Genomic DNA, 25,013 nt, shown 5'->3' on the forward strand with positions numbered 1-25,013 from the left:
GGGCGCGTAAAAATCATCATTTCGCCCATCTGGCACTATTTTTGAAGGGTATAAGAACGAGAGTGGCACAAAAAGATTACGTAGGCCGCGGGCGTTCAACAGGGACGCGTCGCAAAAAAAGCCCCAGCCGTGGCAAGAAGAGCAAAGGCGGTTCGGGAACATCTAAATTGATGATTGTACTGGCGGTCGCAGTGTTGGTGACCTTTGCCGGTGGTTTATGGTTCCTGGCGCATCACAAAAAAGAGGACGTGCCGGTCATTACGGATCATAAAGCCAACGGCAATGGCCTGCCGCCGAAGCCAGAAGAGCGCTGGAAATATATTAAAGAGCTGGAGAACCGTCAGGTCACTGTGCCGACACCTATCGAACCCTCTTCGGGTGGCGAAGTGAAGTCGCAGACACAGCTGACCGACGAGCAGCGCCAGTTGCTGGAGCAGATGCAGGCGGATATGCGTCAGCAGCCGACGCAGCTCAACGAAGTGCCGTGGAACGAACAGACGCCGGCGCAACGTCAGCAGACACTGCAGCATCAGCAGCAGTTGCAACAACTGCAACGTCAGCAGCAGCAGGTTCAGCAACAACAGCAGCAGCAACAGGTTCAGCAGCAACGTCAGCAGTTGCAGGCTCAGCAGCAACAGCAACGCCAGCAGCAGTTGCAGCAACAACAACAGCGCCAGCAACAGCAGCAATTACAACAACAGCAACGTCAGCAGCAGCAGCAGCAGCAGCAAAACGTACAGCGCCAGACGCAGCCTGCACCTGTTACGCGTGAACCGGAAGTGCAGCCAAAACCGCAGGAGACCGCGAAGGCGAAACCGGCGGAGAAAGCCTCTTCGCAGCGCTGGATGGTGCAGTGTGGTTCGTTTAAAGGCACTGACCAGGCTGAATCGGTGCGCGCTGGCTTAGCCTTTGAAGGATTTGAAAGCCGTATTACCACCGGTGGCGGCTGGAATCGTGTGGTTATCGGTCCTTATAAAGACCGCGCCTCCGCTGACAGCACCCTGAAGCGCCTGCGCAGTTCCGGACACTCCAGCTGTATTCCGCTCTCCGTCGGGGGTTGAAACCCGTCAAACCCGCCCCATATCTGTTGCATGATACTCCGCGCCCGGTGCGCGGAGTCCTTTTCCGACTGCAACAAGGGGTCTGCCCGTGACAACAATAGTAAGTGTACGACGCAACGGCCAGGTAGTGATTGGCGGTGATGGCCAGGCTACGCTCGGCAATACCGTGATGAAAGGCAACGTTAAAAAAGTGCGTCGTTTATACAACGATAAAGTGATTGCCGGATTTGCTGGCGGCACCGCAGACGCCTTCACCCTGTTTGAACTTTTCGAACGTAAACTGGAAATGCATCAGGGCCATCTGGTGAAAGCTGCGGTGGAACTGGCTAAAGACTGGCGTACTGACCGTATGCTGCGTCGCCTTGAAGCCTTACTGGCCGTCGCAGATGAATCAGCTTCACTGATCATCAGCGGTAACGGTGACGTCATCCAGCCTGAAAACGATCTGATCGCCATCGGCTCCGGTGGGCCTTTCGCCCAGGCCGCGGCACGTGCGCTGCTGGAAAATACCGAGATGGGCGCGCGCGACATCGTCGAAAAGTCGCTGAATATCGCGGGTGATATCTGCATCTACACTAACCACAACGTTAATTTCGAAGAATTAACGTCTAAGTCGTAAGGGTATAAATATGTCTGAGATGACTCCTCGCGAAATCGTCAGCGAACTGAACCGCTTTATCATCGGCCAGGAGAGCGCTAAGCGCGCCGTGGCTATTGCACTGCGTAACCGCTGGCGCCGCATGCAGCTCGACGAAGAGCTGCGCCATGAAGTGACCCCTAAAAATATCCTGATGATCGGTCCGACCGGTGTCGGTAAAACCGAGATCGCGCGTCGTCTGGCTAAGCTGGCCAATGCGCCGTTTATCAAAGTAGAGGCGACCAAATTTACCGAAGTCGGTTATGTCGGTAAGGAAGTGGACTCTATCATTCGTGACCTGACCGATTCGGCCATTAAGATGGTGCGCAGTCAGGCGATTGAAAAGAACAAATATCGTGCCGAAGAGATGGCGGAAGAGCGCATTCTTGATGTGCTGATTCCACCAGCAAAAAACAACTGGGGCCAGTCAGAGCAGAGCGCTGAACCCTCTGCAGCACGCCAGTCGTTCCGCAAGAAGCTGCGCGAAGGCCAGCTGGACGATAAAGAGATTGAGATCGACCTGGCCGCCAGCAGCCCTGGCGTCGAAATCATGGCCCCTCCAGGCATGGAAGAGATGACCAGCCAGCTGCAGTCAATGTTCCAGAATCTCGGCGGCCAGAAGCAGAAAGCCCGCAAGCTGAAGATCAAAGAAGCGATGAAGCTGCTGATCGAAGAAGAAGCGGCCAAACTGGTTAACCCGGAAGAGCTTAAGCAGGACGCGATTGATGCCGTTGAGCAGCACGGTATCGTGTTTATCGATGAGATCGACAAAATCTGTAAGCGCGGCGGCCAGAATGCCGGCGGCCCGGATGTCTCACGCGAAGGCGTTCAGCGCGACCTGCTGCCGCTGGTGGAAGGCTGCACCGTCTCCACCAAGCATGGTATGGTGAAAACAGACCACATTCTGTTTATCGCCTCAGGCGCGTTCCAGGTTGCCAGCCCATCCGATCTGATCCCGGAACTGCAGGGTCGTCTGCCCATCCGTGTTGAGCTGCAGGCGCTGACCGTGAACGATTTCCAGCGCATCCTGACCGAGCCGAATGCCTCGATTACCGTGCAGTACAAAGCGCTGATGAATACCGAGGGCGTGAACATTGAGTTCACCGAAGAGGGTATTCGCCGGATCGCTGAAGCCGCATGGCAGGTCAACGAAACCACCGAAAACATCGGTGCGCGCCGTCTGCATACTGTGCTGGAGCGTCTGATGGAAGATATTTCGTATGACGCCAGCGATCGTCATGGTGAATCCGTTACCATCGATGCTGACTATGTCGGTAAACATCTGGATGAACTGGTGGCTGACGAAGACCTTAGCCGCTTCATTCTCTGATCCACTGATTCAGCGCTTTTCAGAAGCCCAGCCCACCCGGCTGGGCTTTTTTATGCATGTTCTTGATCGAACGATGCTTTTTTCATACTGATGATTTTGCCAACAATCTGCATATAGCGATATACTTACCCTTCCTGTGGCAAACAGACGAAACCCTTATGAAATACGATACATCTGAACTCTGCGATATCTACCATGAAGAAGTGAATGTTGTTGAACCGCTTTTTTCAAATTTTGGTGGGCGCACTTCATTCGGTGGTCAGATTACCACAGTGAAATGCTTTGAAGACAACGGCTTACTTTACGATCTGCTGGAAGAGAATGGCCGGGGTCGGGTACTGGTGATTGATGGCGGCGGCTCAGTGCGCCGTGCACTGGTGGATGCGCAGCTGGCACGTCTGGCGGCAACCAACGAGTGGGAAGGTCTGGTGATTTACGGTTCGGTACGCCAGGTTGATGAGCTGGAAGAGCTGGAGATTGGCATTCAGGCGATTGCCGCGATTCCGGCAGGCGCTGCGGGTGAAGGGATTGGCGAAAGCGATGTGCGCGTTAATTTCGGCGGCGTCACCTTCTTCTCCGGCGACCATCTCTATGCAGACAACACCGGTATCATTCTGTCAGAGGATGCGCTGGACCTCGAATAGGCCAGACATGAAAACGGGTGCCTGAGCACCCGTTTTTCACATCAGCTGAGGCTTCAAACCTCTTCCATTTTTCCCAGCAATGCACGCAGACGTTCCTGCCACACGTGTTGCTCTTCTTTCAGGTGCTGATTTTCACGCATCAGCGCATCGTGGTTGCCCACGACTTGTTGCGCATCGTTACGCAGTGAGTTGTTCTGCTCTTTCAGCTCTTCGATTTCCATCTGCAACAGGGTGATGGTATCAATCGCCTGCTGTACTTTCGCTTCCAGTTTCTCAAACACTTCAAATGACATCTTTCTGACCTCTCCTAAATTCCTGCAAGGCGTTGATGATGCCAGCTTAAGCCAGCAACGTTGTCCCGATTGTATGTAGCCTCACCCCGCAAGTCCAGCAACGCGGCCGCTGCGGGCGTAGTCTGTAACACTTTTCAGCCAATCCCTGAATTTACGCTGCGCTTACTGTGACGGCTTTCTGGTACGGGTGCGTTATCCCCGTCATCAGGCGCGAATATTGGCTAAGGAAAGCCAGAATACGCGAAAACGCGCATTTTTATGACGCAGTACACAAAAAACGATTTCGCTATTTCTCGTTTATGTTCGTTAACGATAAATTCACACCAGCCCTACATTAAAGCTGGGTGCCTCATGGAATGAGAACAAAAACTGATAAAATTTAACCTCGCTTCAGGAACCACTATTATGAGTCAGACAACTAACACGCTCAAAGGTCAGTGTATTGCCGAATTTCTGGGGACAGGCTTGATTATTTTCTTTGGCGCAGGCTGTGTGGCTGCACTGAAACTCGCCGGTGCCGCCTTCGGTCAGTGGGAAATCTGCATCATCTGGGGTCTTGGCGTTTCCATGGCCGCCTACCTTACCGCAGGCATTTCGGGCGCGCACCTGAACCCGGCAATCACCGTTGCACTCTGCCTGTTTGCTAATTTTGAAGGACGTAAAGTTCTGCCTTATATCGTATCGCAGATTGCCGGTGCCTTTTGTGCCGCGGCGCTGGTATACGGTCTCTACTACAGCCTGTTTTTTGATTATGAGCAGAGCCACCAGATGGTGCGCGGCACGGTTGAAAGTCTCGACCTGGCAGGCATCTTCTCAACCTACCCTAATCCACATATCGGTGTCGGCCAGGCCTTCCTGGTTGAGATGGTCATCACTGCAGTATTAATGGCGGTCATTATGGGTCTGACGGATGACGGCAACGGCATTCCACGTGGCCCACTGGCTCCACTGCTGATTGGCCTGCTGGTTGCGGTTATCGGTGGCTCCATGGGTCCTCTGACCGGCTTCGCCCTTAACCCGGCTCGTGATTTCGGACCGAAGATCTTCGCATGGCTGGCAGGCTGGGGTAACGTTGCCTTTACCGGTGGTCGTGACATCCCTTACTTCCTCGTGCCGATTTTTGGCCCGCTGGTCGGTGCCTGCCTGGGTGCAGTAGGTTATCGCACACTGATTGGTCGCTACCTGCCAGGTACCGCCCAGGAACCTGCAAGCGTTCCAGCAGACAAACCGGTTGCACGCGCTCAGCAGCGTAAAGCGTAAGTTTCACCTTTTATCATCAGGACAGAATTTATGACTACCACAGATAAAAAATATATTGTCGCGCTCGATCAGGGCACAACCAGCTCCCGCGCCGTCGTTCTCGACCACGACTCTAATATCGTCGCGGTATCACAGCGCGAATTCACCCAGATCTACCCGAAAGCGGGCTGGGTTGAACATGATCCAATGGATATCTGGGCTTCACAAAGCTCAACGCTGGTTGAAGTGCTGGCCCATGCCGACATCCGCTCTGATGAGATTGCGGCAATCGGTATCACCAACCAGCGCGAAACCGCTATCGTCTGGGAAAAAGAGACCGGTAAGCCGATCTACAACGCCATCGTCTGGCAGGATCCCCGCACCGCCGACTATTGTCACAAACTGAAGAAAGAGGGTCTGGAAGAGTATATCCAGCACACCACCGGTCTGGTGATTAACCCTTACTTCTCCGGAACCAAAGTGAAGTGGATCCTGGATCACGTTGAAGGCTCTCGTGAGCGTGCAAAACGTGGCGAGCTGCTGTTTGGTACCGTTGATACCTGGCTGGTCTGGAAAATGACCCAGGGCCGCGTGCATATCACCGACTATACCAACGCCTCCCGTACCATGATGTTTAACATCCATAAGCTGGAGTGGGATCAGCGTATGCTGGATATCCTGGATATTCCGCGTGAAATGCTGCCAGAAGTGAAGTCCTCTTCTGAAGTCTATGGTCAGACCAACATCGGCGGTAAAGGCGGTACACGTATTCCAATCGCTGGTATTGCCGGTGACCAGCAGGCTGCGCTGTATGGCCAGCTCTGTGTTCAGCCTGGCATGGCGAAAAACACCTACGGCACCGGCTGCTTTATGCTGATGAACACCGGTACTGAAGCGGTAACCTCAACGCACGGTCTGCTGACCACTATCGCCTGTGGCCCGCGCGGTGAAGTGAACTATGCACTGGAAGGGGCTGTATTTATCGGTGGCGCCTCTATTCAGTGGCTGCGCGATGAGATGAAGCTGATCAGTGAAGCTGCTGACTCTGAATACTTTGCGATGAAAGTGAAAGACACCAACGGCGTTTACATGGTGCCTGCTTTCACCGGCCTGGGCGCTCCTTACTGGGACCCGTATGCCCGTGGTGCTATCTTCGGCCTGACCCGTGGTGCTAATGCTAACCACATCATCCGTGCGACGCTGGAGTCTATCGCTTATCAGACGCGCGACGTGCTGGAAGCGATGCAGAACGATGCCAACACCCGCCTGCAGGCGCTGCGTGTCGATGGTGGCGCGGTTTCCAACAACTTCCTGATGCAGTTTCAGTCTGACATCCTCGGCACTCGTGTTGAGCGTCCGGAAGTGCGTGAAGTCACCGCGCTGGGTTCTGCTTATCTGGCAGGTCTGGCCGTCGGCTTCTGGCAGGATCTGGATGAAGTCCGCTCTAAAGCGGTTATTGAGCGTGAATTCCGTCCAAGCCTGGAAACCACCGAGCGTAACTTCCGTTATGCTGGCTGGAAAAAAGCCGTAGCCCGCGCCCAGGCGTGGGAAGAACAAGAGTAATATCAATGCCCGCGACCCTTGCTGTCGCGGGCCTTTTCCCCGCTCCACTGCCTCGCTGTGTTACACTGCCCGCCTGTTTTTTGTCAGGTAGATGCCATGAAACGAGAACTTGCCATTGAATTTTCCCGCGTAACCGAAGCTGCCGCCCTGGCAGGCTATCACTGGTTAGGACGCGGCGACAAAAATGCGGCTGACGGCGCGGCTGTCCATGCCATGCGTCATGTCCTGAACTCCATTGAAATCGACGGTCAGATTGTGATCGGTGAAGGCGAAATCGACGAAGCTCCGATGCTCTATATCGGTGAAAAAGTCGGTACCGGCCGCGGCGATGCGGTCGACATTGCGGTCGATCCGATTGAAGGCACCCGCATGACGGCGCTTGGCCAGGCTAACGCGCTGGCGGTGATGGCCGTAGGCGATAAGGGCAGCTTTCTGCACGCACCCGACATGTACATGGAAAAACTGATTGTTGGCCCCGCAGCGCGTGGAGAGATCGATCTTGACCTGCCGCTGGAAACTAACCTGCGTAACATCGCCATCGCGATGAATAAGCCGCTATCACAGCTAACCGTATCGATTCTGGCAAAGCCACGTCATGACGCAGTGATCAGTCAGTTGCAGCAACTGGGCGTGCGGGTGTTTACCTTCCCGGATGGCGATGTCGCCGCCTCCATTCTGACCTGCATGCCGGACAGCGAAGTGGATGTGATGTATGGCATCGGCGGCGCACCGGAAGGCGTGGTCTCTGCGGCGGTGATCCGCGCGCTGGATGGGGATATGCAGGGCCGGTTACTGGCGCGTCACCACGTGAAAGGCGACAGCGCTGAAAACCGTCTGCTGGGTGAGCAGGAGCTGCAGCGCTGCGCAGAGATGGGGATTGAAGCGGGCAAAAAGCTGACGCTGAATGAGATGGCACGCAATGACAACGTGGTGTTTGCCGCCACCGGCATTACCAGTGGCGAACTACTGAAAGGCATTACGCGTCAGGGCAATATCGCTACCAGCGAGACCCTGCTGATTCGCGGTAAATCACGCACCATCCGCCGTATTCAGTCGATTCACTATCTCGACCGTAAAGATCCGGCGCTCCATCCCTTTATCCTGTAACCGGCTGGTTGCCGCGCTCCGGCTGACGTGAGAGCGGCAACCAGCAGAGCAGCATCACCAGCGCCGTGAAGAACATCAGCATGCCAAGGCTGAACTGATCGCGCTGCGGCATCATGGCTGACAGCCACGCCACCAGGCCCGATCCCAGATTCTGCATCCCGCCAATCAGCGCGCCCGCGCTACCCGCCAGCCAGGCATAAGGCTCCATCGCGCCTGAAGTCGCCAGCGGGAACAGCATGCCAGCCCCAAAGAAGAACAGCGCAGCCGGGACCAGCAGCGTCCAGATATTCATCACGCCGAACCATGCCGGGATCCACATCAGGATGCCCGCCAGCAGGCAGCTATTTACGCCCCACCACATCAGACTGTGCCATGAACCCTGCTCGCGACCGGCAAACCAGGCACCAAAAAACGCTGCCGGAATCGGCAGGATGAACAGGATGCTGACGGTCAGGCTGTGCAGGCCGAGCACGCCGCCCAGCAGAACGCCACAGCTCGACTCAAATACCGCAATCCCGGCCAGCGCGCCAATCAGCAGCACAATGTAGCGAACGAAATTCGCGTCGCTGAGCAGGCGGGCGTAGCGTTTAAAGAAAGGTGTCACTTCCGCGCTCTGCGGTCGGGTCTCCGGTAGCCAGCGTGCCATTGAGACGGTTACCGCCAGACAGAGCAGCAGCAGAAAGGCAAAGCAGGCGTGCCAGCCAAAGAGCTGAGTCAGCAGTGCACCAATTACTGGCGCCAGCAGCGGGCTGACCAGAATGCCCATATTAAGCAGGCTGTTAGCGCGCCGCAGTGCGTGCCCCTCGTAGAGATCGCGCGGCATGGTGCGGGCCATCACGCCAGCTACGCCGGTGCCCAGTCCCTGAACAGCGCTGCCGAACACCAGCATATCGAGCGACGTCGCCATCAGTGCCGTGATTGCGCCGATCATAAAGATCATCATGCCCGCCAGAATCACCGGACGACGACCGATGCTGTCTGACAGCGGGCCATAGATCAGCTGGGATCCGCCATAGGTCATCAGATAGGCCGCCATCACACGCTGCAGCGCGCCATCCCGCACATTCAGAGCATCCGCCATCACCGACATCGCCGGGACGTAGATAGTCTGTGCCATCTGCCCTACTGCCACCAGCACAATGAGCATCACCAGCAGCGGGCGATTTTCGAGTTTAGTCATCATGATTATGCAAAATTTCTTTCTGTGAAAGGAGGTTAAAACAGCGGTTCACCCGCCAGTCATCTTGTTATGGCGGGCAAAATATCAGGATTAGATGACAAAGCGAGAGGTAAGCGAAAAGGTCCCGGCTTGCGCCTGTCAAGTTTATGGGCCAGCCTGTAAAGACAAAGTAACAGTTTGTCGATTAGAGCCTTTGCCCCGGCGCAGGCTGGCAATCTCACCGGGCAGCCGCGAAAATAGTGACCTGCCTGAATAATCAACAACCAGGGAGTGATTATGGCTGAGTGGGTCAATGCTGAAGTAAAGGAAGTGAAAAACTGGACGGATGCGCTGTTCAGTCTCCGGGTAAAAGCGCCCATCGATCCCTTTATCGCCGGGCAATTTGCCAAGCTGGCATTGGAAATCGACGGTGAGCGGGTACAGCGCGCTTACTCTTACGTCAATGCGCCGAAAGATGATCTGCTGGAGTTTTACCTGGTCACCGTGCCAGAGGGCAAACTGAGTCCGCATCTGCAGGCACTTCGGCCTGGCGATCAGGTGATGGTCACCAAAGAAGCGGCAGGATTCTTTGTGCTGGATGAGGTCCCTGAATGCAAAACCTTATGGATGCTGGCAACCGGCACCGCTATTGGCCCCTACCTGTCGATGCTACAGCAGGGCGAAGGGCTGGATCGCTTTGAAAACATCGTGCTGGTCCATGCTGCCCGCTATGCGGCCGACCTGAGCTTTTTGCCGCTGATGCAGCAGCTGCAACAACATTATCAAGGCAAGCTGCACATCCAGACGGTGGTGAGTCGCGAAGAGATCGCCGGTTCGCTGACTGGCCGGGTCCCGGCGTTGATCGAAAACGGTGAGCTGGAGCGCGCCACCGGGTTAAGCCTGGATGCCGACAGCAGCCATGTGATGCTGTGCGGCAACCCGCAGATGGTGCGTGACACCCAGCAATTACTGAAAGAGACGCGCGAGATGCGCAAGCACCTGAAGCGTAAGCCGGGCCATATCACCAGCGAACATTACTGGTGAGCCGTTTGCCGGTATCTCACCGGCTGAGTCGCGGTACCAAACCGGTTAGCGCCGGGGGTACCGCGAAAGAGACCGAGATCGAGCAGCAGGCCAGCCAGTAACACAAACGGAATGGCGCGACCCAACAGCCAGGGCAGTATGCCGTCCAGCATGCTCCAGTTCCCTGCCACCAGCAGCCAGGCAACAATCACCAGAAATCCCCAGTAGCCGCGGCGATTACGATCGTGCAACCGTTTAACGATAACCGCGCTGGCGGGCCACAGCAGGCAGACCACGCCAAAGGCCGCCATCTGAGTATCAAGCCAGTCGTTAGCCGCTAACGCGAATAACAGGGTTGTTGTCAGCAACCAGACCGCCTGCCAGATCCAGAAATCACGTCGTCCCAGACGGCCGCGCCAGGAAAAACACCATTGTTGTAACGTCATGCATTATCATCCAGAGAGAAGAGAACCGCTGCGGTTTTGACCTCGCGGATAAAAACCGTTTTAATTTGCGCCTGAGTTTACGGGTTAGGATCGACAAAATGAAGAATTTGCCTGGCGCACTGCTGTTATCGTTTGCGCTGACGGTTCCGGTCTTTGCCGCCGATCCGCCACCGCAGGATCGGGCCGAGGCGTTGCCCACCGCCCCCTATCTGCTGGCGGGCGCCCCCACCTTTGATATGACTATCGGCCAGTTCCGCGAAAAGTATAATCAGGCCAACGGGGCGCTGATGCTGCCGGAATATCGCGCCATTGATAATCGGGGCGACAAAAGCACCCTGACGCGCGCCGCCAGCAAAATCAACGAGACCCTCTATGCGTCTACCGCGCTGGAGCCCGGTACCGGCAAAATTAAGACGCTGCAGATTACCTGGCTACCGTTGCCAGGCCCGGATCAGAACGCCTCACAGCAAAAAGCGCTGGCCTACATGACCGCCATGTTGCGCTTCTTTGTACCGGGACTGAGCGCCGATGAGGGACGTAAAAAGCTGGAGGGTTTGCTGAAGCAAGGTAAGGATTTACCCTACTTTGCGCAGGTCGAGGGCGCGTTGCGTTTTGTGGTGGCTGACAACGGCGACAAGGGGCTGACCTTCGCCATTGAGCCGGTCAAACTGGCGCTCGCCAGCCCCTGATGATGAGGCCGAAAATGACGAAAAGCAAAGCCATCGCTACATTTGATCTCTATACTGTCTGGCAGACAACGCTGCCAGCTGGCAGCGATTTTTCATGTATCGCTTTATGCGGAGGATAGAATGCGACATCCACTGGTTATGGGTAACTGGAAGTTGAATGGCAGCAAGCAGATCACAGCTGAACTGATCGCCGGTCTGCGCAAGGAACTGTCTGGCGTTGAGGGTTGTGGCGTCGCCATTGCACCGCCAGCTCTCTATCTCGAGCAGGCAAAACACGCCATCTCCGGTAGCCACATCGCACTGGGTGCGCAGAACGTAGACGTTAACCTGTCTGGTGCGTTTACCGGTGAAGTTTCCGCAGAGATGCTGAAAGATATCGGCGCGAAATATATCATTATCGGTCACTCAGAGCGCCGCACTTACCACAAAGAGAGCGACGAATTCATCGCGAAGAAATACGCGGTGCTGAAGTCAGTGGGCCTGGTACCGGTGCTGTGCATTGGTGAAACCGAAGCGGAAAACGAAGCGGGTAAAACCGAAGAAGTCTGCGCTCGTCAGCTGGATGCCGTTCTGGAAACTCAGGGCGCCGAAGCGTTTAAAGATGCGGTCATCGCGTATGAGCCAGTCTGGGCCATCGGTACCGGCAAATCTGCCACCCCTGCTCAGGCTCAGGCCGTTCACAAATTCATTCGTGACCATATCGCGAAGAAAGATGCGGCTATCGCAGAACAGGTCATCATTCAGTACGGCGGCTCAGTTAACGATAAAAATGCGGCTGAGCTTTTCACCCAGCCTGACATCGATGGCGCGCTGGTTGGCGGTGCCTCACTGAAAGCGGACGCTTTCGCTGTGATCGTTAAAGCTGCAGCGGCTGCAAAAAGCGCCTAAGCAGTAAACGTACCGATTAAAGGCGGCTTAAGCCGCCTTTTTTATGGGCGCTATCAGCTGACAGGCGTGATCCTGTACCTCCTCCGCCGAACCGCTGTTCAGCAGCAGCCAGTTTCGCTCTATCGCCATCAGCACCAGTCGTCCATCACTTAATTCAGCCAGTGCCAGCCCATATTTCCCCATCTCGCTGCGTGCCTGTGGCCGCTCATCGGCCAGTCGGATAAACGCACTCTGCCGGGTCAGCTCGTCCGGGGTCAATGCACGCAGCCAGTAGCGGTGCTTACGCAGCGTGATGCTCTGCCACCGCCCGCTAAGCTGCGGCGTCAGCTGATCAAGCTGCTGACGCACATCGGGTCGCAGGCAGGAGATATGAATATGGAGCTGATTCTGCGTGCGGCCATACTGTGAATTGATAGCCAGTGACAGGACCCGATCGTCAATAGGTGAGCCGCGTCGCTGCGCAAGCAGAGTCCGCTCATTCCATGCAAGGGCAAAGTAGTTGGGCGTAGCGGATTGCAGTAACCGCGGGCTTTCGATGCCGGTGATCCTGTCGAGCGGGATCAGCAGATACTGCAACGGCCCGTGCATATCTTTCAGCATGGCATAGCGATGCCGCTGATCGACGCGCTGACAGGGCGCAGGTTCTCCACCACTCTGCTGGTGAGGCAGACATTTCTCGCTGACGATCTGCCACAACGCATCACTGTTCTTTTTGAAATGCAGTGCGGCAGCCAGCATCCCCGAAATGACCAGTACCAGCAGAACCGCAACCAGGCGGGTTGCACGACGATGTGTCGGCATAACAACGCTTCCTGAATGGCTTAGCAGCCTGCATCCTCGCCTGGCGAGAAAAAAATGTCACGGGGAATTCTGGCAGATAACCCAGCGGCTGGGCGGAGAAGGAGAAAAGGCGTGGTTGTGGAGGATAAGCGGTCAGCGCAGGGATGCGCTGACCGCAGCGCATTACGGTTTCATGACCTGGTCATAGCTGCCGCCATCGGCGAAGTGGGCTTTCTGAGCCTGTGTCCAGCCACCAAACTTGTCCTGAATGGTAAACAGCTTCACTGGCGCAAAGGTGCTGGCGAATTTCTTCGCGACTTCAGCATCACGCGGACGGTAGTAGTTCTGTGCAGCGATAGTCTGGCCTTCTGGCGAGTAGAGGTATTTCAGATAAGCGTCGGCGACTTTACGCGTCCCCTTTTCATCTACCACTTTATCGACCACCGACACGGTCGGTTCCGCCAGAATCGATTCGCTCGGAGTGACAATCTCGAACTTGTCTTTGCCCAGCTTGTTAACCGCCAGATAGGCTTCATTTTCCCAGGCGATCAGCACATCACCAATCCCGCGCTCAACGAAGGTGTTGGTTGCGCCGCGTGCGCCGGAATCCTGCACTTCAACGTTTTTAAACAGCGCTCTGACGTAAGCCAGCGCTTTAGCCTGATCGCCGTTGTTATGATCCAGCGCCCAGCCCCAGGCCGCCAGATAGTTCCAGCGTGCGCCGCCGGACGTTTTCGGGTTAGGGGTAATAACAGATACGCCTGGCTTCGTCAGGTCGCTCCAGTCATGGATGCCTTTAGGATTATCTTTACGAACCAGGAAGACAATGGTCGAGGTGTAGGGCGCAGAGTTGTCCGGCAGACGCTGAATCCAGTTTTTATCAATACGACCGCGTTCTGCAATGGCATCAACATCCGATTGCAACGCCAGTGTGACCACATCCGCCCGAATGCCGTTAATCACGGAGGTCGCCTGCTTACCGGAACCGCCATGCGACTGACGGACCACGACATTATCGCCGGTTTCCTGTTTGTAGTGCGCACTGAACGCTTTGTTGTACTGTTCGTACAGCTCACGCGTTGGATCGTAGGAAACGTTTAACAGCTGAATGTCTTTCGCCAGAACGCTGGTTGAGGCCAGCAACAGGGTAACGCCGATACTCCACTTGTTCATTACGCACTCTCCCAATGTCGTTATGGGCTAAGCGTGACATAAACCAATACAGAGCTAAAAGAATTAAAAATAAGCTGTTATAACCATGGGGAATATAGAGGCGGGGTGCCGGGGCGCGCCAGGTCGCACACCCCGAAGAGGAATTAATAGAGTTTTTTCGCGGTGTCGAGCCAGTCGCGTTTGAACGGACGCTTCATATTTTCAATGGCGTCGACGATGTCGTGATGCACCATCTTCTCGTTCTGAATACCGACGCAACGGCCGCCGTAACCCTGCATCAGCAGTTCAATGGAGTAGGCACCCATGCGTGAGGCCAGAATACGGTCATACGCACAAGGTGCACCGCCACGCTGAATGTGGCCCAGAACGGTAGAACGGGTTTCACGCTTGGTTTCTGTTTCGATGAAACGCGCCAGATCGTCGATATCGCAGATGTGCTCGGTAATCGCCACGATAGCGTGCTTTTTACCTTTGGCGATGCCCGCTTTGATTTCCGCTACCAGCTCTTCACGAGTATACGGGAACTCAGGCAGTACGATGAACTCACAGCCACCCGCAATGGCGGCCGCCAGTGTCAGATCGCCACAGTAGCGACCCATCACTTCCACAATCGAAATACGCTGATGCGATGAAGAGGTATCACGCAGGCGGTCAATCGCTTCAACCACGGTTTCCAGTGCAGTGAAATAACCGATAGTGTAATCCGTTCCGGCAACGTCGTTATCGATGGTGCCTGGCAGACCAATGCACGGGAAGCCCATTTCAGTCAGGCGCTTAGCCCCCATGTAGGAACCGTCACCACCAATAACAACCAGCGCATCAATGCCGCGCTTTTTCATGTTCTCAATGGCAACCTGACGCACATCTTCATTACGGAATTCAGGGAAGCGTGCTGAGCCCAGGAAAGTGCCGCCGCGGTTAATCATGTCGGAAACGCTGTAGCGATCAAGATTGATCATGCGATCTTCGTACAATCCCAGGTAACCGTCATAGATCCCAAAAACTTCCAGTCCTTCACTCAGCGCGGAACGCACCACGCCACGAATAGCTGCGTTCATGCCTGGGGCGTCACCGCCGCTGGTTAATACACCAATTTTTTTGATCATGACAACCTCTGGATTGTTCAAAACTAAGGGTTAATCCTGCCTGTCGATCGCTGCTGAAGCTCATTTTACGACTCGCGCGACACGTGATGGCAGATAGTATATCAAAGGCTTGCTGCTGAATTGATTCAGGTCAGACAACTTTTCACTATTTTTTGCAGCAATGTTAGCGTTACGTCATCCCTGCCGTATCGATTTGATTCATTTAAGTTAAAAACCTAAAGAATCCTCTCTCTCGAACGGTACCACAGAACAGGGATCCTGATGGATAATTACGTCTGACCCGGGAAATTCTTTGCGTAACGCCTTCTCAACCTGATCGGCTACCCGATGCGCCTGCACCAGTGGCAGCTGATCTTCCAGTTCCAGATGCAGCTGAATAAATTTGGTCGGCCCGGACTGACGGGTTCGCAGATCGTGAACGCCCTGCACCTGCGGCCAGTTTGTCGCAAGCGTCAGGATTTGCTGCCGTTCCTCTTCCGGTAACGCACGATCCAGCAATGACTGAACCGCCTCGTAGCCCATACGCAGTGCGCTGTAGAGAATAAAAATACCAATGCCCAGCGCAAACAGGGCATCCGCCCGGGCAAAGCCATAGCTGCTCAGCACCAGCGCAATCAAAATAGCGCCATTCATGATGACGTCGGACTGATAGTGCAGCATGTCAGCCCTGATCGCCTGGCTGCGGGTTTTACGAACCACCCAGCGCTGAAAGGCCACCAGCACCAGCGTTGAGCTCAGCGCCACCACGGTCACTACAATACCGACGCCGGGCGCCCGCAACTCATTGGGCGTCGCCAGATGCTGCAGGCCGGTCAGAAACAGAAACAGCGCCGACCCGGAAATAAACATACTTTGCGCCAGCGCTGCCAGCGACTCCGCTTTGCCGTGTCCGAAAGTATGATCTTCGTCAGCAGGCTGCAGTGCATAACGCACCACCAGCAGATTGGTCAGCGAGGCGGCGATATCCACCAGTGAATCCACCAGAGAAGCCAGTAAACTCACCGAACCGGTGTACCACCAGGCAAAAATTTTCACGAGCAACAGCACAGACGCAAGAATGGTCGCGCCGAGCGCAGCACGCTTTACCAGTCGGCCATAAGAGGGTTGCATGCCAGGTTCCCTGTGCGGCATCAGTGATGATGCGCACCAAAATGAATGAATGGCTCAAGTTTAACATCGTGAGACGGGCACTGCTTAGCGGGTCGATCAACGGATCAGGCTTTTTTGGGAAGGCGCGACAGGTACAAAAAAACAAGCCCCGGCCTCTGTGGGAGGACGGGGCAAAGTGTCATACACATCAGTACCAGGCCACATTCAGGCCCAGGTCTGGGCTGAGAAAGGGGCGGCGACTACTTTTTGCCGCCTTTTTTCCCGGCTTCTGATGCTTTTTCACGATCGTTTTTGAAATTTCCGCCGCCGCTACTCTGGCCGCCTTTCTTACCGGCTTCAGACGCTTTTTGCGGATTATCTGCGAAATTACCTGAACCACCACGATGCTCTGCCATAACTTACTCCGTTAATAGATTCATTCAGGACTACATAATGTGGTTGCTGCTCCCTGAGACTTCGCAAAGACACTTAACTTCCCTGCAGTGACAGGATTAAGTGTAGAGGGTGCGCCTGAACCGGCAAGCGTAACGCGGGGGATTTATCTCATTGAAAAATATAATTAAAGCTTTCTATACCTGCCTGTAATTCATTCACTTTCAGTGAGTTATAATATTTAACAGGCGGTCAAACCCTTACCGGTACGCTTAAATTTAAGTCATGACCTGAATAGTAAGGAATCGGTGAGACTTACTCATAAAAGCTCAACAAGCGCTAATCAAACAGGGGTTTTATTGCGGGGTGATGATTCCAGTCAAAATAAAAAAAGTGAAAAAAAGATAAAAAAAACCCCCACCATCATGGCGGGGGAAGACAGGGATGTGTCTATGGCAAGGAAAACAGGGATACTATGTTACTGGTTACTGCTGGTACTACTCACTGCCTGCAGCGATGACGCTGACTGCAAATTCGAAAACTGTCGCAGCTCATTAAGTCGCCGCTGGTAATTCTGCTGTAACGCCGACTGCTGGGCTGGCGTTAGCAGCTGGAACATTTGATTCTGTACGCGCGCCATCTCGACCTGCTGTTCAACCTGAACTCTGGCGATCACTTCCGCCTTCTCGCGGATGGCCGCTTCGTTAAACTGGTCTGCAGTCACTAACTCATGTAGTGCTGCGATATCGTCAATATGGACGACCGGGCGCTCATGTCGGGCCTGTTGCATCAGGTCTCGCATCTGCTGACGTTGCTCTTCAGTCAGCTCGATGCCATCGAACATGTGGCTTTGCGGATTTTGCGTCATACTGCCTGTCGGCAATCCGCCATGATGCATCTCGTCAATCGTCGTCGCATCTTTAGCACCTGCGCTGGCGACACTCAGAGCCATCGCTGAGGCAAGGACGACGGCGGTTAATTTGCGCATCGTGTACTCCAGTTCGTTCCGTTTTGCGATTCAACGAGAGCCAGTGTACGGCGACAGCTGCAAACATCCGTCAGGGGGTGTAAAACTACGTAAAGCGATGGATAGGTGCGCCAGGAACACGGTATTTTGCCTGCGGAGGGCTACAAAAATGAATAAAATCCTGTTGGTAGATGACGATCGCGAATTAACTTCGCTTTTAAAAGAACTGTTAGAAATGGAAGGGTTTGAAGTGGTGGTAGCCAGCGATGGTGAACAAGCGCTGAACCTGCTCGATAACTCAATTGATCTGCTTTTACTGGATGTCATGATGCCGAAGAAAAACGGTATCGACACCCTGAAAGAACTGCGTCAGCAACATCAAACCCCCGTCATCATGCTAACGGCGCGCGGCAGCGAGCTGGATCGCGTACTGGGCCTCGAACTGGGCGCAGATGACTATCTGCCTAAGCCGTTTAACGATCGTGAACTGGTGGCGCGTATCCGCGCTATTCTGCGGCGCTCAAACTGGAGTGAACAGCAGCAGCAACACGACAATAGCTCGCCCACGCTGGAAGTGGACTGCCTGCGTCTCAATCCTGGCCGTCAGGAGGCCAGTTTTGATGATGTGACGCTGGATTTGACCGGCACGGAGTTCACCCTGCTCTATCTGCTGGCGCAGCATCTGGGCCAGGTGGTGTCGCGTGAGCACCTGAGTCAGGAAGTGCTGGGCAAACGCCTGACGCCTTTTGACCGCGCTATTGATATGCATATCTCCAATCTGCGTCGCAAGCTGCCTGAACGCCGTGACGGCCATCCCTGGTTCAAAACTTTACGTGGCCGCGGCTATCTGATGGTTTCGGCATCATGATTGGAAGTCTGACCACCCGTATCTTCGCCATCTTCTGGTTGACGCTGGCGCTGGTGTTGATGCTGGTGCTAATGGTGCCCAAGCTCGATTCACGACAGATGACCTCGCTGCTGGAGAGTGAACAGCGGCAGGGCATCATGATTGAGCAACACGTCGAAGCAGAGCTGTCACAGGATCCCCCTAACGATCTGATGTGGTGGCGTCGTCTGTTTCGGGCAGTGGAGAAGTGGGCACCCCCGGGTCAGCGGCTGCTGTTAGTGACCAGTGAAGGTCGGGTGATCGGCGCGCAACATAACGAAATGCAGGTTATCCGCAATTTTATCGGCCAGTCTGACAATGCCGATCATCCGCAGAAGAAGAAATATGGTCGTGTTGAGCTGGTAGGGCCTTTCGCCGTTCGGGATGGCGAAGATAACTACCAGCTTTACATGATTCGTCCCGCCAACAGTTCCCAGCTCGATTTCGTGAATCTGCTGTTTGACCGTCCCCTGTTACTGCTTATCGTCACCATGCTCATCAGCTCCCCGCTGCTGCTCTGGCTGGCCTGGAGCCTGGCACGTCCGGCACGTAAGCTGAAATATGCTGCCGACGAAGTCGCAAGCGGAAACCTGCGTCAGCATCCGGAACTGGAATCGGGCCCACAGGAGTTTCTGGCGGCGGGTTCCAGCTTTAACCAGATGGTCAGTGCGCTGGAGCGGATGATGACCGGTCAGCAACGTCTGTTATCAGATATCAGCCATGAGCTTCGTACCCCGCTCACCCGTCTGCAACTGGCTACCGCGCTGCTGCGTCGACGCCAGGGTGAAGGCAAAGAGCTGGGCCGCATTGAAATGGAAGCACAGCGTCTTGATGGCATGATTAACGATCTGCTGGTGCTGTCGCGCACCCAGCATAAAAATGCGCTGGTCAGCGAAGCGATGAAGGCGAATCAGTTGTGGAATGGGGTGCTGGAAGATGCCCGTTTCGAAGCGGAGCAGATGGGCAAGAAGATGGATATCCCCTATCCGCCTGGCCCGTGGCCGCTTTATGGTAACCCCCATGCGCTGGAGAGTGCGCTGGAAAATATCGTACGCAATGCGCTGCGCTATTCCCACACCCATATCAGCGTCAGCTTCTCCGTCGATATTTCCGGCATCACGGTACACGTTGATGACGATGGTCCAGGCGTGAGTCCGGAAGATCGTGAACAGATTTTCCGGCCTTTCTACCGTACCGATGAAGCACGCGATCGCGAATCAGGCGGCACCGGTCTTGGCCTGGCGATTGTTGAAACGGCAGTGCAGCAACATCGCGGCTGGGTTAAAGCGGATGACAGCCCATTGGGCGGCCTGCGTCTGACCCTCTGGTTGCCGCTCTACTCCTCCGCTCGTCAATAATTTGTTATGCTTCGGCCCCTGTCATCGGGGGCCTTATGCTTAACATTGTCTTGTTTGAACCAGAAATTCCGCCGAATACCGGCAATATCATCCGCCTGTGTGCCAATACTGGCTTTCAGCTTCATCTGATTCAGCCGCTTGGTTTTGCCTGGGATGACAAGCGTTTACGCCGCGCCGGGCTGGATTACCACGAATTTACTGCCATTAAATTCCACGCCGACTATCAGGCGTTTATCGCCTCAGAGTCGCCTGAGCGTCTGTTTGCGCTGACGACCAAAGGTACGCCCGCACACAGTGCCGTAGCGTATCAGGCTGGCGATTATCTGCTGTTTGGCCCGGAGAGCCGTGGACTTCCGGCTGAGATCTTAGCGGCGTTACCGGCTCAGCAGAAAATCCGTATCCCGATGAAAGCGGAAAGCCGCAGTATGAATTTGTCGAACGCCGTCTCGGTGGTGGTCTATGAAGCGTGGCGCCAGCTTGATTATGCGGGCGCGCTGATTAAAGACTAGATGCCGTCGCCAAACTGAAAACCCGCCAGGCTGCCATTAAAGTGCTGATCCATATCCATCGACGGCTTTTCACTGCCTGGCTTACCAACGATTCGCGCGGGTACGCCTGCTGCAGTGGTGTGCGGCGGCACGGGCTGTAATACCACGGAACCGGCACCGATTTTGGCTCCCTTGCCAACTTCAATATTGCCCAGGACTTTCGCACCGGCACCAATCATCACCCCTTCACGGATTTTCGGGTGACGATCACCGCTGGTTTTGCCGGTTCCGCCCAGCGTAACCGATTGCAGGATCGAGACATCATTCTCAACCACAGCGGTTTCACCAATCACAATGCCTGTGGCATGGTCGAGCATGATGCCGTGGCCGATGTTGGCGGCGGGATGAATATCGACGGCAAAGGAGACGGAGATTTCATTCTGCAGATAAACCGCCAGCGCGCGCCGGCCTTCATTCCACAGCCAGTGGCCAATGCGGTAGGCCTGTAAGGCGTGAAAACCTTTGAGGTAGAGCAGCGGCGTGGAGTATTTATCGACTGCCGGGTCACGCTGGCGCACCGCCTGAATATCGTACGCCGCTGACATAATCATCGACGGATCTTCACGGTAGGCTTCTTCAACGATTTCACGAATGGCGATGGCGGGCATAATCGGGTTAGCCAGCTTGTTGGCCAGCATATAACTCAGTGCACTACCGAGATTTTCATGCTTGAGCAATGTCGCGTGGAAGAAGCTGGCCAGCATCGGCTCACAATCAGCCAGGGCGCGCGCTTCTGCTTTGATATTATTCCAGACCAGTTCTAACTCATCAGACGACATTGCTGTTTTCTCCCGATAAAAAAAGCGCCTGAATGGGCGCTGCAGGTGATGATGCTACGCGTCCTGCGTTAGCCAGTGCTGTTTTCGTCCTTCCTTGTTCGTCCCAGCAGACTCAATGCTGCATCTCTCGCCGGTTTTTCGCAATACAGCACCTGATAAATCTGCTCGGTGATCGGCATTTCCACACCAAAACGGGCAGCCAATGCTTTGACTTCTTTGGTGTTTCTGTAGCCTTCTACAACTTGTCCGATAATGCGTTGCGCGCTATCTACATCCTCGCCCTGGCCCAGCATCATGCCAAAACGACGGTTACGCGACTGATTATCGGTACAGGTCAGCACCAGATCGCCCAGACCCGCCATCCCCATAAAGGTGGTGGGATCGGCACCCAGCGCGGCGCCCAGCCGGCTCATTTCAGCCAGACCACGGGTGATCAGTGCGGTACGCGCATTCGCGCCAAAACCAATCCCGTCAGAGATCCCGGCACCGATAGCAATCACGTTTTTTACCGCGCCGCCCAGCTGTACGCCGATGAAGTCAGGGTTGTTATAAACGCGGAAGCTCTTACCGCAGTGCAGCTTCTGCTGCAGATCCTCAGCAAACTGCGCATCAGTTGCGGCCAGCGCGATAGCCGTCGGTAATCCGGCTGCCAGCTCTTTCGCAAAGGTCGGTCCGGAGATCACGGCCAGCGGAATAGCATCGCCGACAATTTCCCGCGCCACATCCTGCAGCAGGCGTCCGGTCTCTTTTTCCAGCCCTTTGGTCGCCCAGACAATACGCGAGTCGGATCGCAGATGAGGCTTGATCTGCTGCAGCACCTCGCCAAACACATGACTCGGCACCACGATCAATAAATCGCGGCTGGCAGCAATAGCTTTAGTCAGATCAGGTTCAAGAGAAAGATGGTCGGGGAACGGGACATCAGGCAGGAAAGCGGTGTTGCAACGGTCACTCTGAAGCTGCGCCAGATGCGCCGGGTTATGTCCCCACAACAGCACCGGATGGCCGTTGCGGGCCAGCGTAATCGCCAAAGCGGTGCCGTATGAACCGGCACCGATGACGCTAATCGAAGCGTGAGTTGTCATCAGGCATCCTGATGTGGTTCAGCACCTTCTTCACCTTGCTGCTGCTGCAGGTAGTTCATGAACAGCGCATCAAAGTTAACCGGTGCCAGGTTCAGCTGCGGGAAGGTACCACGTGATACCAGGCTGGTAATGCATTCGCGTGCGTACGGGAACAGGATGTTCGGGCAGTATGCGCCCAGGCAATGTGCCATCTGCGTTCCTTCGATACCGCTGATGGTGAAAATACCGGCCTGCTGAACTTCACACAGGAAAGCGGTTTCTTCGCCCACGGTGGCGGTTACAGTCACACGAAGTACCACTTCGTAAACTTCGTCAGCCAGCTGAGAAGATGCAGTGTCCAGATCCAGTTTAACGTCCGGTTCCCACTCTTTCTGGAAAACCTGTGGTGCATTTGGCGCTTCAAAAGAGATGTCTTTGGTGAATACGCGCTGAATCTGGAATTGCATTTCGTTGGTGTTATGTTCTGACATGTGACCAAATCCTATGTATGAGATTGTCCGGCGTAAAATTACGCCTGCAGTAAGGGATCTAAACCTTCGCGATTATCGAGTGCGAATAAGTCGTCGCAGCCACCAATGTGCTGCGCATCAATAAAAATCTGAGGCACGGTGGTGCGGCCGCTACGCTTGATCATCTCTTCGCGTTTCGCCATGTCTCCATCAATGGGGATCTCCTGAAACGATACGCCTTTTTGCGTTAACAGCGCCTTCGCCCGATGGCAGTAAGGACAGGTCGCCTTGGTATACACTTCAACATTTGCCATGATCAGCACCTCTGTAAGATTATTTGCCGCGAACTAACGGCAGATTTTCGCCGCTCCAGCCACTGATACCATCTTTCAGCACTGAAACCCGCTCAAAGCCGGCCGCGCTGAGATGCGCAGCAGAATCACCCGCGCTTTGTCCGGTTGCACACACCACAATTATGGGCTGCGCTTTATGCTTTGCCAGTTCGTCGATGTTGCCTTTTTTAATCTCAGCGGCTGCGACATTCAGCGCACCTGAAATATGGCCTCTGCGGAAATCGTCGCGCGAACGCACGTCTACAACTACCGCGTCCTCTTTATTAATCAGGCGGGTTGCTTCACCGCGACTGATCGTTTTTACCTTAGAGAACATTCCTTTAACGGTAGTCACAATCACCAGAACGAGTAAAACGACCCATGCCAGACTCAGGATGGGGTGATTGCTTGCAAACTGCATAATTTCTTGCATGAGGGGTAACGACTCCAGACCGGGCTAATAAGCTAAAACAAGGGTTCTGAGTATACCTGCGCCACTTCGCATGTACAGATGCTATGCGGCCAGAGTATCGATTTGTGCTTCATTTTCCAAAAAAAGTGGCTGAATAGCAAAAATGGCGTAAGGCTTAATCCATGTCATTGTGAAAGTGGACATAACTGGAAAAGCAAATGCCAGTGGGGAGCACTGGTAAGCGGCGGTTCATCGTGGAATAATCATTGGCCTATGAAGGGAAAAACAACCGTTTCGCACACAAGGACCCGTCCCAACGGCGATAACCTGCCGTTGTTCACACACTTGTCCAGCCTCTCCCTTAGCCTGCTTTGTGCGGGGGCACTGTTATTGCCTGCCGCCGCCGTTAGTGCAGAAGACAGCAAATCTCAGCTGCAATCTATTCAGCAAAACATCGCTGAAAAAGAGAAAAGCGTTAAAGCGCAAAAGTTGCAGCGCAGCAAATTACTGGATCAGTTGCAGAGCCAGGAAAAAATCATCGCTCAGGCGAGCCGTCAGTTGCGTGACACCCGCAATAGCCTCAACGCCCTGAATGATGAAATCAAACAGCTTGCCACCTCCATCGCCCGCCTTGAAAAACAGCAAACCCAACAGGAAAACCTGCTTTCAGAGCAGCTTGATGCGGCGTTTCGTCAGGGTAAGCACAACGGTGTACAGCTGTTGATGGGCGGTGAAGAGAGTCAGCGCAGCGAGCGTATTCTGGCCTATTTCGGCTATCTGAATGCGGCGCGCCAGAAAAGTATCGAATCGCTGCAACAGACGCGTCAGGACTTAGCTCAGCAACGCGCCACGCTGGAGCAGAAGCAACAGCAGCAGAAAGGCTTATTAGCGCAGCAGCAGGGCCAGCAGCAGAAGCTGCAACAGGCGAGCGAAGCGCGGAAAAAAACCCTGACGACACTGGAAAGCGCGCTGGAAAAAGATCAGGCCGATCTGGTCGAGATGCGTCAGAACGAAAGCCGTCTGCAGGATAAGATCGCCCGTGCGGAACGCGAGGCGCGCGAGCGCGCCGCCCGTGAAGCGCGTGAGGCGGAAAAAGTGCGTCAGCGTCAGGCGCAGGCGAAAGCCAAAGGCTCCAGCTATCAGCCGACCCAGAGCGAACGCGAACTGGTGGCGCGCACCGGTGGACTTGGTCGCGCCGGCGGGCAGGCCTTGTGGCCGGTACGCGGACGCATTGAACATCGCTTTGGTGAACAGCTGCAGGGTGAACTGCGCTGGAAAGGACTGGTGATTGATGCGCGCGAAGGTACCGAGGTGAAAGCTATCGCCGATGGCCGCGTGCTGATGGCCGACTGGTTACAGGGCTACGGCCTGGTGGTCGTGCTGGAACATGGTAAAGGCGATATGAGCCTGTATGGCTACAACCAAAGTGCGCTGGTGAGCGTGGGTACGCAGGTGAAGGCAGGACAGCCTATCGCACTGGTGGGCACCAGTGGTGGCCGCGGTACTCCGTCGCTCTATTTTGAAATCCGACGTCAGGGACAGGCCGTCAATCCACTCCCGTGGTTAGGAAAATAGGT

At 54.8% G+C, this 25,013-nt stretch carries 28 protein-coding genes; 14 read left to right on the plus strand and 14 right to left on the minus strand.

Translation table 11 applies throughout. The features are described from left to right. Positions 1-62: 62 nt before the first annotated feature. From ftsN to rraA, 4 genes are all read left to right on the plus strand, one after another. The gene (gene ftsN, locus ACVKSX_RS22410) at positions 63-1,061 is read left to right on the plus strand and encodes a cell division protein FtsN (protein WP_033759196.1); all 999 of its coding nucleotides are present in this window, start codon (positions 63-65) and stop codon (positions 1,059-1,061) included. Between the two features lie 88 nt (positions 1,062-1,149). Beyond that, positions 1,150-1,680: an ATP-dependent protease subunit HslV gene (hslV, locus tag ACVKSX_RS22415; protein WP_010258174.1), complete on the plus strand. Its 531-nt coding sequence runs from the start codon at positions 1,150-1,152 to the stop codon at positions 1,678-1,680. Positions 1,681-1,690: 10 nt separating this feature from the next. Further along, complete coding sequence (gene hslU, locus ACVKSX_RS22420) at positions 1,691-3,028, plus strand: HslU--HslV peptidase ATPase subunit (protein WP_010258177.1); 1,338 nt, start codon at positions 1,691-1,693, stop codon at positions 3,026-3,028. 158 nt (positions 3,029-3,186) lie between these two features. Next, positions 3,187-3,672 (plus strand): ribonuclease E activity regulator RraA, encoded by a 486-nt coding sequence (rraA, locus tag ACVKSX_RS22425; protein ID WP_009088032.1) that lies wholly within the window; start codon positions 3,187-3,189, stop codon positions 3,670-3,672. Between the two features lie 53 nt (positions 3,673-3,725). Here the strand turns inward: rraA and zapB are convergent, their stop codons facing one another. Beyond that, entirely contained in the window at positions 3,726-3,965 is a 240-nt protein-coding gene (zapB, locus tag ACVKSX_RS22430; protein ID WP_354439580.1) for a cell division protein ZapB, read from the minus strand. A gap of 405 nt (positions 3,966-4,370) precedes the next feature. Here zapB and ACVKSX_RS22435 point away from each other — a divergent pair, with 405 nt between their 5' ends. From ACVKSX_RS22435 to glpX, 3 genes are all read left to right on the plus strand, one after another. Further along, positions 4,371-5,225 carry an MIP/aquaporin family protein gene (locus tag ACVKSX_RS22435; RefSeq protein ID WP_010258182.1) on the plus strand — a complete coding sequence of 285 codons (855 nt, stop codon included), beginning with the start codon at positions 4,371-4,373 and terminating at the stop codon, positions 5,223-5,225. A 30-nt stretch (positions 5,226-5,255) separates the two neighbouring features. Beyond that, entirely contained in the window at positions 5,256-6,767 is a 1,512-nt protein-coding gene (glpK, locus tag ACVKSX_RS22440) for a glycerol kinase GlpK (RefSeq protein WP_010672072.1), read from the plus strand. Positions 6,768-6,863: 96 nt separating this feature from the next. Further along, entirely contained in the window at positions 6,864-7,874 is a 1,011-nt protein-coding gene (glpX, locus tag ACVKSX_RS22445; RefSeq protein ID WP_022624919.1) for a class II fructose-bisphosphatase, read from the plus strand. Here the strand turns inward: glpX and emrD are convergent. After that, positions 7,864-9,057 carry a multidrug efflux MFS transporter EmrD gene (emrD, locus tag ACVKSX_RS22450; protein WP_022624918.1) on the minus strand — a complete coding sequence of 398 codons (1,194 nt, stop codon included), beginning with the start codon at positions 9,055-9,057 and terminating at the stop codon, positions 7,864-7,866. The two genes, glpX and emrD, sit on opposite strands and share 11 nt — an antisense overlap. Before the next feature lie 273 nt (positions 9,058-9,330). Between emrD and fpr the strand changes: the two genes are divergently transcribed. Further along, on the plus strand, positions 9,331-10,077 hold the full coding sequence (fpr, locus tag ACVKSX_RS22455) for a ferredoxin--NADP(+) reductase (RefSeq protein WP_010258190.1): 747 nt from the start codon (positions 9,331-9,333) through the stop codon (positions 10,075-10,077). Here the strand turns inward: fpr and ACVKSX_RS22460 are convergent. Continuing rightward, a complete protein-coding gene (locus ACVKSX_RS22460) occupies positions 10,068-10,502 on the minus strand; it encodes a DUF805 domain-containing protein (RefSeq protein WP_010258192.1) in 435 nt (144 codons plus the stop codon). The two genes, fpr and ACVKSX_RS22460, sit on opposite strands and share 10 nt — an antisense overlap. A 98-nt stretch (positions 10,503-10,600) precedes the next feature. Here ACVKSX_RS22460 and ACVKSX_RS22465 point away from each other — a divergent pair, with 98 nt between their 5' ends. Both ACVKSX_RS22465 and tpiA read left to right on the plus strand, forming a co-directional pair. Next, the gene (locus ACVKSX_RS22465; RefSeq protein ID WP_354439584.1) at positions 10,601-11,191 is read left to right on the plus strand and encodes a DUF1454 family protein; all 591 of its coding nucleotides are present in this window, start codon (positions 10,601-10,603) and stop codon (positions 11,189-11,191) included. A gap of 120 nt (positions 11,192-11,311) precedes the next feature. After that, positions 11,312-12,079 carry a triose-phosphate isomerase gene (tpiA, locus tag ACVKSX_RS22470; protein WP_010258199.1) on the plus strand — a complete coding sequence of 256 codons (768 nt, stop codon included), beginning with the start codon at positions 11,312-11,314 and terminating at the stop codon, positions 12,077-12,079. Positions 12,080-12,106: 27 nt separating this feature from the next. On the opposite strand, the gene ACVKSX_RS22475 is transcribed toward tpiA, so the two are convergent. The 6 genes from ACVKSX_RS22475 to cpxP all read right to left on the minus strand — a co-directional run bounded on the left by ACVKSX_RS22475 (position 12,107) and on the right by cpxP (position 17,608). After that, complete coding sequence (locus ACVKSX_RS22475) at positions 12,107-12,880, minus strand: CDP-diacylglycerol diphosphatase (protein ID WP_061901934.1); 774 nt, start codon at positions 12,878-12,880, stop codon at positions 12,107-12,109. 162 nt (positions 12,881-13,042) lie between these two features. After that, positions 13,043-14,032: a sulfate ABC transporter substrate-binding protein gene (locus ACVKSX_RS22480; protein WP_010258203.1), complete on the minus strand. Its 990-nt coding sequence runs from the start codon at positions 14,030-14,032 to the stop codon at positions 13,043-13,045. Positions 14,033-14,175: 143 nt separating this feature from the next. Further along, the gene (gene pfkA / locus ACVKSX_RS22485) at positions 14,176-15,138 is read right to left on the minus strand and encodes a 6-phosphofructokinase (protein WP_003851263.1); all 963 of its coding nucleotides are present in this window, start codon (positions 15,136-15,138) and stop codon (positions 14,176-14,178) included. Between the two features lie 207 nt (positions 15,139-15,345). Continuing rightward, complete coding sequence (gene fieF / locus ACVKSX_RS22490) at positions 15,346-16,248, minus strand: CDF family cation-efflux transporter FieF (RefSeq protein ID WP_010672078.1); 903 nt, start codon at positions 16,246-16,248, stop codon at positions 15,346-15,348. 239 nt (positions 16,249-16,487) lie between these two features. Beyond that, positions 16,488-16,643, minus strand: coding sequence for a con-10 family general stress protein (locus ACVKSX_RS22495; RefSeq protein WP_010258211.1), 156 nt, complete (start codon positions 16,641-16,643; stop codon positions 16,488-16,490). Between the two features lie 455 nt (positions 16,644-17,098). Continuing rightward, positions 17,099-17,608 carry a cell-envelope stress modulator CpxP gene (cpxP, locus tag ACVKSX_RS22500; RefSeq protein ID WP_010258214.1) on the minus strand — a complete coding sequence of 170 codons (510 nt, stop codon included), beginning with the start codon at positions 17,606-17,608 and terminating at the stop codon, positions 17,099-17,101. Between the two features lie 148 nt (positions 17,609-17,756). On the opposite strand from cpxP, the gene cpxR reads away from it, so the two are divergent. Genes cpxR through trmL form a run of 3 tightly spaced genes read left to right on the plus strand, consistent with a single transcriptional unit; the run spans position 17,757 to position 20,340 of the window. After that, positions 17,757-18,455 (plus strand): envelope stress response regulator transcription factor CpxR, encoded by a 699-nt coding sequence (gene cpxR, locus ACVKSX_RS22505; RefSeq protein ID WP_009088062.1) that lies wholly within the window; start codon positions 17,757-17,759, stop codon positions 18,453-18,455. Continuing rightward, complete coding sequence (cpxA, locus tag ACVKSX_RS22510) at positions 18,452-19,831, plus strand: envelope stress sensor histidine kinase CpxA (RefSeq protein WP_010258221.1); 1,380 nt, start codon at positions 18,452-18,454, stop codon at positions 19,829-19,831. Before cpxR ends, cpxA begins: the two co-directional genes overlap by 4 nt. 35 nt (positions 19,832-19,866) lie before the next feature. Beyond that, positions 19,867-20,340, plus strand: coding sequence for a tRNA (uridine(34)/cytosine(34)/5-carboxymethylaminomethyluridine(34)-2'-O)-methyltransferase TrmL (gene trmL, locus ACVKSX_RS22515; protein WP_010258223.1), 474 nt, complete (start codon positions 19,867-19,869; stop codon positions 20,338-20,340). Here trmL and cysE read toward each other — a convergent pair. The 5 genes from cysE to ACVKSX_RS22540 form a co-directional block, all read right to left on the minus strand. After that, positions 20,337-21,158, minus strand: coding sequence for a serine O-acetyltransferase (gene cysE / locus ACVKSX_RS22520; RefSeq protein WP_010258225.1), 822 nt, complete (start codon positions 21,156-21,158; stop codon positions 20,337-20,339). The genes trmL and cysE overlap by 4 nt on opposite strands. 68 nt (positions 21,159-21,226) lie before the next feature. Beyond that, positions 21,227-22,243, minus strand: coding sequence for an NAD(P)H-dependent glycerol-3-phosphate dehydrogenase (gene gpsA / locus ACVKSX_RS22525; RefSeq protein ID WP_187493094.1), 1,017 nt, complete (start codon positions 22,241-22,243; stop codon positions 21,227-21,229). After that, on the minus strand, positions 22,243-22,713 hold the full coding sequence (secB, locus tag ACVKSX_RS22530; RefSeq protein WP_010258229.1) for a protein-export chaperone SecB: 471 nt from the start codon (positions 22,711-22,713) through the stop codon (positions 22,243-22,245). The genes gpsA and secB overlap by 1 nt, the downstream gene beginning before the upstream one ends. Before the next feature lie 38 nt (positions 22,714-22,751). Continuing rightward, positions 22,752-23,006 carry a glutaredoxin 3 gene (gene grxC, locus ACVKSX_RS22535; protein ID WP_010258231.1) on the minus strand — a complete coding sequence of 85 codons (255 nt, stop codon included), beginning with the start codon at positions 23,004-23,006 and terminating at the stop codon, positions 22,752-22,754. A 19-nt stretch (positions 23,007-23,025) separates the two neighbouring features. Then, positions 23,026-23,457: a rhodanese-like domain-containing protein gene (locus tag ACVKSX_RS22540; RefSeq protein WP_010258234.1), complete on the minus strand. Its 432-nt coding sequence runs from the start codon at positions 23,455-23,457 to the stop codon at positions 23,026-23,028. A gap of 252 nt (positions 23,458-23,709) precedes the next feature. On the opposite strand from ACVKSX_RS22540, the gene envC reads away from it, so the two are divergent. Beyond that, entirely contained in the window at positions 23,710-25,011 is a 1,302-nt protein-coding gene (gene envC / locus ACVKSX_RS22545) for a murein hydrolase activator EnvC (RefSeq protein ID WP_029519509.1), read from the plus strand. Positions 25,012-25,013 lie beyond the last annotated feature (2 nt).

The organism is Pantoea sp. PvP021 (assembly GCF_054056055.1).

Coding starts and splice junctions, on each gene's coding strand:
- hslU (WP_010258177.1), top strand. CDS start 1,691: ATGTCTGAGATGACTCCTCGCGAAATCGTCAGCGAACTGAACCGCTTT.
- grxC (WP_010258231.1), bottom strand. CDS start 23,006: ATGGCAAATGTTGAAGTGTATACCAAGGCGACCTGTCCTTACTGCCAT.
- ACVKSX_RS22435 (WP_010258182.1), top strand. CDS start 4,371: ATGAGTCAGACAACTAACACGCTCAAAGGTCAGTGTATTGCCGAATTT.
- ACVKSX_RS22475 (WP_061901934.1), bottom strand. CDS start 12,880: ATGCCGACACATCGTCGTGCAACCCGCCTGGTTGCGGTTCTGCTGGTA.
- gpsA (WP_187493094.1), bottom strand. CDS start 22,243: ATGACAACTCACGCTTCGATTAGCGTCATCGGTGCCGGTTCATACGGC.
- cpxR (WP_009088062.1), top strand. CDS start 17,757: ATGAATAAAATCCTGTTGGTAGATGACGATCGCGAATTAACTTCGCTT.
- glpK (WP_010672072.1), top strand. CDS start 5,256: ATGACTACCACAGATAAAAAATATATTGTCGCGCTCGATCAGGGCACA.
- cpxP (WP_010258214.1), bottom strand. CDS start 17,608: ATGCGCAAATTAACCGCCGTCGTCCTTGCCTCAGCGATGGCTCTGAGT.
- trmL (WP_010258223.1), top strand. CDS start 19,867: ATGCTTAACATTGTCTTGTTTGAACCAGAAATTCCGCCGAATACCGGC.
- ACVKSX_RS22460 (WP_010258192.1), bottom strand. CDS start 10,502: ATGACGTTACAACAATGGTGTTTTTCCTGGCGCGGCCGTCTGGGACGA.
- cpxA (WP_010258221.1), top strand. CDS start 18,452: ATGATTGGAAGTCTGACCACCCGTATCTTCGCCATCTTCTGGTTGACG.
- pfkA (WP_003851263.1), bottom strand. CDS start 15,138: ATGATCAAAAAAATTGGTGTATTAACCAGCGGCGGTGACGCCCCAGGC.
- ACVKSX_RS22480 (WP_010258203.1), bottom strand. CDS start 14,032: ATGAACAAGTGGAGTATCGGCGTTACCCTGTTGCTGGCCTCAACCAGC.
- fieF (WP_010672078.1), bottom strand. CDS start 16,248: ATGCAACCCTCTTATGGCCGACTGGTAAAGCGTGCTGCGCTCGGCGCG.
- secB (WP_010258229.1), bottom strand. CDS start 22,713: ATGTCAGAACATAACACCAACGAAATGCAATTCCAGATTCAGCGCGTA.
- fpr (WP_010258190.1), top strand. CDS start 9,331: ATGGCTGAGTGGGTCAATGCTGAAGTAAAGGAAGTGAAAAACTGGACG.
- envC (WP_029519509.1), top strand. CDS start 23,710: ATGAAGGGAAAAACAACCGTTTCGCACACAAGGACCCGTCCCAACGGC.
- glpX (WP_022624919.1), top strand. CDS start 6,864: ATGAAACGAGAACTTGCCATTGAATTTTCCCGCGTAACCGAAGCTGCC.
- ACVKSX_RS22495 (WP_010258211.1), bottom strand. CDS start 16,643: ATGGCAGAGCATCGTGGTGGTTCAGGTAATTTCGCAGATAATCCGCAA.
- tpiA (WP_010258199.1), top strand. CDS start 11,312: ATGCGACATCCACTGGTTATGGGTAACTGGAAGTTGAATGGCAGCAAG.
- emrD (WP_022624918.1), bottom strand. CDS start 9,057: ATGATGACTAAACTCGAAAATCGCCCGCTGCTGGTGATGCTCATTGTG.
- cysE (WP_010258225.1), bottom strand. CDS start 21,158: ATGTCGTCTGATGAGTTAGAACTGGTCTGGAATAATATCAAAGCAGAA.
- rraA (WP_009088032.1), top strand. CDS start 3,187: ATGAAATACGATACATCTGAACTCTGCGATATCTACCATGAAGAAGTG.
- ACVKSX_RS22540 (WP_010258234.1), bottom strand. CDS start 23,457: ATGCAAGAAATTATGCAGTTTGCAAGCAATCACCCCATCCTGAGTCTG.
- ACVKSX_RS22465 (WP_354439584.1), top strand. CDS start 10,601: ATGAAGAATTTGCCTGGCGCACTGCTGTTATCGTTTGCGCTGACGGTT.
- zapB (WP_354439580.1), bottom strand. CDS start 3,965: ATGTCATTTGAAGTGTTTGAGAAACTGGAAGCGAAAGTACAGCAGGCG.